This is a genomic window from Actinoalloteichus spitiensis RMV-1378, from assembly GCF_000239155.1.
Lineage (GTDB): Bacteria > Actinomycetota > Actinomycetes > Mycobacteriales > Pseudonocardiaceae > Actinoalloteichus_B > Actinoalloteichus_B spitiensis.
The window spans coordinates 1-4,887 of sequence record NZ_AGVX02000658.1; the positions used below are offsets into that span (position 1 = coordinate 1).

The window sequence follows — 4,887 nt, forward strand, 5'->3', positions numbered from 1 at the left end:
CGAGCGTCTCGGCGATCCCGACCGGGCCGGCGAGGGCGCGGCCGGGTCCCCCACCGGGCGGTGAGGGACCCGGGCGCTGGAGGACGCCGTGCGGTCCCAGCTCCGCGTGCACGGCACGCCCCCGGCGCCCTAGCCCTGAAGGCCCACGACGAGCAGGCCGGCGAGGTTGATGAGGTTGTGCAGCACGATCGCCGGCAGGAGGCTGCCGGTCCGCTCCCGCACCCAGACGAAGAAGATCCCGGCGACCAGGGTGCTGAGCACGTATCCGAGTTGGACGGTGAGGCCGTCGACCGGGTCCACGACGAGGCCGTGCCCGAGGGCGAACAGCAGGCTGGTGATGAGCATGGCCCAGGTGGCGCTGATGCCGGCGATCCGGCGGCGGGCGGGCAACGCCTGGAGCACCAGGGAGAACAGGATCCCCCGGAAGAGGAACTCCTCCCACAGGCCGGGCATGACGGCGCTGTTGACGAAGGCCTCGGCGGTGGGTTCCGCGGACGGACCCATCCCGCCGACGGCGTACTGCACCACCAGGGCGCCGAGCGCGCCCCCCGCGACCAGGGTCCACGAACCGGGTTTGGGCCGGGTCAGGCCCACCCCCTTCGGGGTGAGGCGCGGCCAGGCCAGGAGGAGACCGGTGGCGAAGGCCAGGGCCAGCAGTTGGCCCTGCCAGTTGCGGTCGAGGGACTCGAAGGGGCCGACGCGGGGCAGTGTCGTGAGGACGAGCACCGCGCCGTGCGCGCCGGCGACCGCCAGCAGGAGCCGCGCCGGGCTGGCGGGGTCCCGGTGGTCCTCGGTCCGGTCGGCCGCCGGGGCGGGGGCACCGGCGGGGACGACGGCCGCCCGTCGAAGGGTGAGCCAGACGCCGGGGCCGCAGAGCAGGGCCACGACGAGCAGGTGCAGTGCCCAGGTGAGCAGGGCGGCGGTCACGGTGGTCAACGAGGGTCCTCGGTTCGGTGGGTCGCCGGGGTGGGCGCGGTCGCGCGGCGGAAGGTCTCGGCGAGTTCGGCGGCGTAGTGGTCGGGGTCGATGTCGGGTTCGCGGGCGAGGACGGCGGGGACGGCTTCGAGCGCGGCGAGCAGGGTGGCGGCCATCAGCGACGGGGTGAAGGCCCCGTACTCGCCGGCGGCCTGGCCGTCGGCCAGCAGCCGCTCGATGTCGGCGCGGCCCTTCTCCGGCCCGGCGTCGGCGGGTGCCATGCCGGCGGCCCGCAGTTCGGCGAGCGCGGTGAGGTCGCGGAGGTGGCCGGCGGCGTAGTGGACGTTGTGGGTGATCAGCGCGGCCAGGACCTCGGGGTAGGGGGCCGGGTTGGGCGTGGCGTCGCGGAGGCTGCGCCGCAGGTCGTCCACGACGCTGCTGGCCGCCTCGCGCATGAGTTCCGCGCGGTCGGCGAAGTGGTAGGAGATCAGCGAGGGGCTGATCGAGGCCCGGCGGGCGATGCGCGCGTAGGAGGCCCGGGCGTATCCGACCTCGCTGATGGTGTCGACGGCGGCCCGGACGATCTGTTCGCGGCGGGCCCGTTCGATGAACGACCTACCCTGTTCACTCGTCCCGTTTTTTGAATGCGCCACCAGGTTATTGTTCACATGTTCAGGGCATCGGGTCAAGGCGCGTCGACCGCTTACGGCCGCCGACCCCCTCCCGCCCTCGGCCGACGGCCCGGCGGCCCCCGGGCCGGGGAAGCGGCCGGGCCGGGTCACCTTCCTGACAGCGCCCAGGTCCGGTTGCTGACCGCCGACGACCTGGTCGCGGGTCGTTCGGCGCGCGAAGCTTGTGCCTGTCACCGAGAGCGGAGACGGCCCCACCGAGATGAGGACGGGACCGCCGCGACGGGCCGGGACCCGACCGGCGGGTGACGGACCACCACGACGCGAAGGGAGGAGGGTGACCATGCCAGCGGATCTGTCGTTCACGTTCGCGAACGACGATTTCTACGAGCCACTCGCCGCGACCCCGCCCGGCACCCGCTACACGCCCACCCGGATGCCCCCCGGTTGGCACCGTGCCGACCAGGACGTGTGGACCCACTGGAGCCCGCCGCAGGCGCCGTCCCTGCCCGACCACGGCTGGAAGGTGCACGTCTCCAGCACCCCGGGCAACGCCCCGGCCGTCCTGGACGTCGTCGCGGCCGCCTGCGTGGACCTGGGCATCCCCTTCAAACACCTGGCCGGCCGCACCTACTTCCTGCTCCTGCACGGCAAGCACGCCTCCCGGCCGCAGAGCGGCAAGTTCTGCGCCCTCTACCCGGCCGACCCCCGGCAGGCCCACGAGGTCCTGCGCCGCCTGGAACACGACCTCGCCGGGGTGCCGGGCCCCTACGTGCTCACCGACCGCAGGTTCGGCTCCTCCCGGTGCGTCTCCTACCGCTACGGCGCCTTCCGCTCCCGCTACCGGCTGGAGGCCGACGGCACCCGCACCCCGGTGATGCCCGCCGGCGACGGCACCGAGATACCCGACGACCGCCGCCCCGAGTTCCACCTCCCCGCCGGCGTCGCGGACCCCTTCGTCGAGGCCGAACCCGACCTGTCCGACGGTCCGGTCGCCTTCCACGGCTACACCTTCGACGCCGTGCTCCAGCACAGCAACGCCGGCGGCGCCTACCGGGCCACCGACGCCACCGGCCGGCAGGTCTTCCTCAAGGAGGCCCGGGCCCACGTCGCCCACTCCGGCCGCGACGTCGACGCCCACGCCCGGCTCACCGCCGAGTACCTGGTGCTGCGGGCCCTGCACGCCAGGGCACCCGGACTGGCACCGGAACCCGTGGAACGGTTCGACCACTGGGAGCACGCCTATCTGGTGACCGAACTGGTCCCCGGCCGGCCCCTGAGCAGGTGGCTGATGGCGAACAACCCCGCCATCCGCGTCGACCAGCCCGCCGAGGCCTTCACCGACTACTACCGCAGGTGCGGGTCGATCCTGGACCAGTTGCGCGACCAGCTCGACCGCCTCCACGACCTCGGCTACGTGTTCGTCGACGTCAGCCCGCGCAACGTGCTGGTCGACGACGAGGACCGCGTCCGGCTGGTCGACTTCGAGTCGACGCAACGCCGGGACGCCACCATCCAGCCCCTGGCCACCCCCGGGTTCGTCCCGCCGGAAGCCCTGAGCCCCGACGGCCGGGCCACGCTCGACCCGGTGCGCTACGACGACTACGGGTTGGCCGCGATCGCGCGGATGATGCTGGTCCCGACCATCCAGGTCGCCGAACGCAGCCCCGCGGCCGTGGACCACGTGAAGGCCGCCCTGGAGGAACGCGCCCCGCTACCGGCGAGCCTCTGGGCGCGGGCGGACCGGTTCCGGGGCCTGCCCGCACCGGGGCCGGCGCTGCCGTCGCCCGAGGCGGTGGCCGCCGAACCCCACGAGTGGCTGACCTGGCTGCGGGACCGCACCGCCAGCGCCCTGCTCGCCCTCGCCGAACCCGACCACCCGCGCCGGGTCTTCCCGACCATCCCGGACGGGCACCGGAGCAACACCCGGTGCGTGGCCTACGGCAGCGCCGGCGTCCTGCACGCCCTGCGGATGACCGGACACCCACCGGCACCGGCGCTGGTCACCCGACTTCGCGACGAATCGCTGGCCGGGTGGCGCGACATCCCCCCTGGCCTGCTCTTCGGCAGCGCCGGCATCGCCTGGGTGCTCGCCCAGGAGGGCGAGTGGGACGCCGCCGAACGCCTCCTCCGCCACGCCGGCCGGCACCCGCTGGTGACCCGCTCGGCCACCCTCGGCGGCGGCTCCGCCGGCCTGGCACTGGCCGAACTGTCCCTGTACTGCCGGACCGGCGACGAGTCGGCCCTGGACCGCGCCCGGTCCCTGCTGGATGCGCTGCCCACCGGCGAGGGCCTGACGCCCCTGCTGGGCGGCGACGACCGCTCCGGACTGGCCCAGGGCCGCCCCGGCGTGGCGTTGGCCCTGTACTACCTGGGGCGGCTGACCGGGGACGACGCGCCCCTGGAACGCGGACTCGACCTGCTCCGCGCCGAACTCGACCACGCCCAGCCGTGGGAGACCGGGGCGCTCGGGTTCCGGGTCTCGGCCAGGGACCGGCGCACCATGCCCTACCTGTTCGCGGGCAGCGCCGGCTACGTCCACGTGCTCGCCCGGTACCTCGCCTGGCGCCCGGACCCGCACCTGGCGGACGTGCTCGACCGGTGCGTACGGGGCCTGCGCGTGCGGTTCACCATCGGCGGCGGGCTGTTCACCGGCCAGGCGGGGATGGGCTTCGTGCTCGGTGAGACGGCACGGCTGCTGGGGGCACCGGCGTCCACCGAGGACGCGGTCGCCTCCGGGCGGGCCCTGTTCCACCACGCCGTCCCCCACGCCACGGGCGTGCGGTGGCCCGGCCTGCACGGCAGCCGGTTGAGCGCCGAGCTGTGGAGCGGCGCCGCCGGTGTCCTGCTCGCCCTGCACCAGTTGGTCGACCCGGCACCGGACCGCCTGTTCACCCTCGACCTGCCCGTGGCCGAACGCACCGGCCCACCCGCCACGACCCGACGCGGGACGGCGCTGGCCCCGGTCTGACCGGCCCTGTCGGCCGTCGGACTCCGCGCCGCCCCGCCACCACCACCGACTTCCCTCCCACGACCGGTGGGAGGGGTGGAAGAAGAAGGAGAACCACCATGAACGACGCCCTGCGCCTCCAGGTCCAGCCCGACGCCGAGAACGACGTCGAGGACGACGCCCCCATCAGCACCACCAGCCTCGCCATCTGCGACATCAAGGAAATCTCCTGACCGGAGCCCCGGAAACCGCGTTCCGCCCGAACGCGGTCCCGGAGCCGGGGCCCGCGGGACGCCCGACCGCTGGCCCCGCGAACCCGGCACCACACCACGACACGACACGACGCGACACGAAGGAGAACCACCATGAACGACGCCCTGCGCCTCCAGGTCC

General features: G+C 74.3%; 3 protein-coding genes. 1 reads left to right on the forward strand and 2 read right to left on the reverse strand.

Annotation, left to right across the window (positions count from 1 at the left end; genetic code table 11):
* Positions 1-129: 129 nt before the first annotated feature.
* Together ACTIDRAF_RS0223500 and ACTIDRAF_RS0223505 are read right to left on the reverse strand one after the other, a co-directional pair.
* A complete protein-coding gene (locus ACTIDRAF_RS0223500; RefSeq protein ID WP_245533620.1) occupies positions 130-927 on the reverse strand; it encodes a CPBP family intramembrane glutamic endopeptidase in 798 nt (265 codons plus the stop codon).
* A gap of 5 nt (positions 928-932) precedes the next feature.
* Positions 933-1,568, reverse strand: coding sequence for a TetR/AcrR family transcriptional regulator (locus ACTIDRAF_RS0223505; RefSeq protein ID WP_016701144.1), 636 nt, complete (start codon positions 1,566-1,568; stop codon positions 933-935).
* Between the two features lie 319 nt (positions 1,569-1,887).
* Here ACTIDRAF_RS0223505 and lanKC point away from each other — a divergent pair, with 319 nt between their 5' ends.
* Entirely contained in the window at positions 1,888-4,515 is a 2,628-nt protein-coding gene (lanKC, locus tag ACTIDRAF_RS0223510) for a class III lanthionine synthetase LanKC (RefSeq protein WP_016701145.1), read from the forward strand.
* The last annotated feature ends 372 nt before the right edge of the window (positions 4,516-4,887 follow it).

Bases quoted from the DNA above. Each gene is read 5' to 3' on its own strand.
- lanKC (WP_016701145.1), top strand. From the start codon at position 1,888: ATGCCAGCGGATCTGTCGTTCACGTTCGCGAACGACGATTTCTACGAG.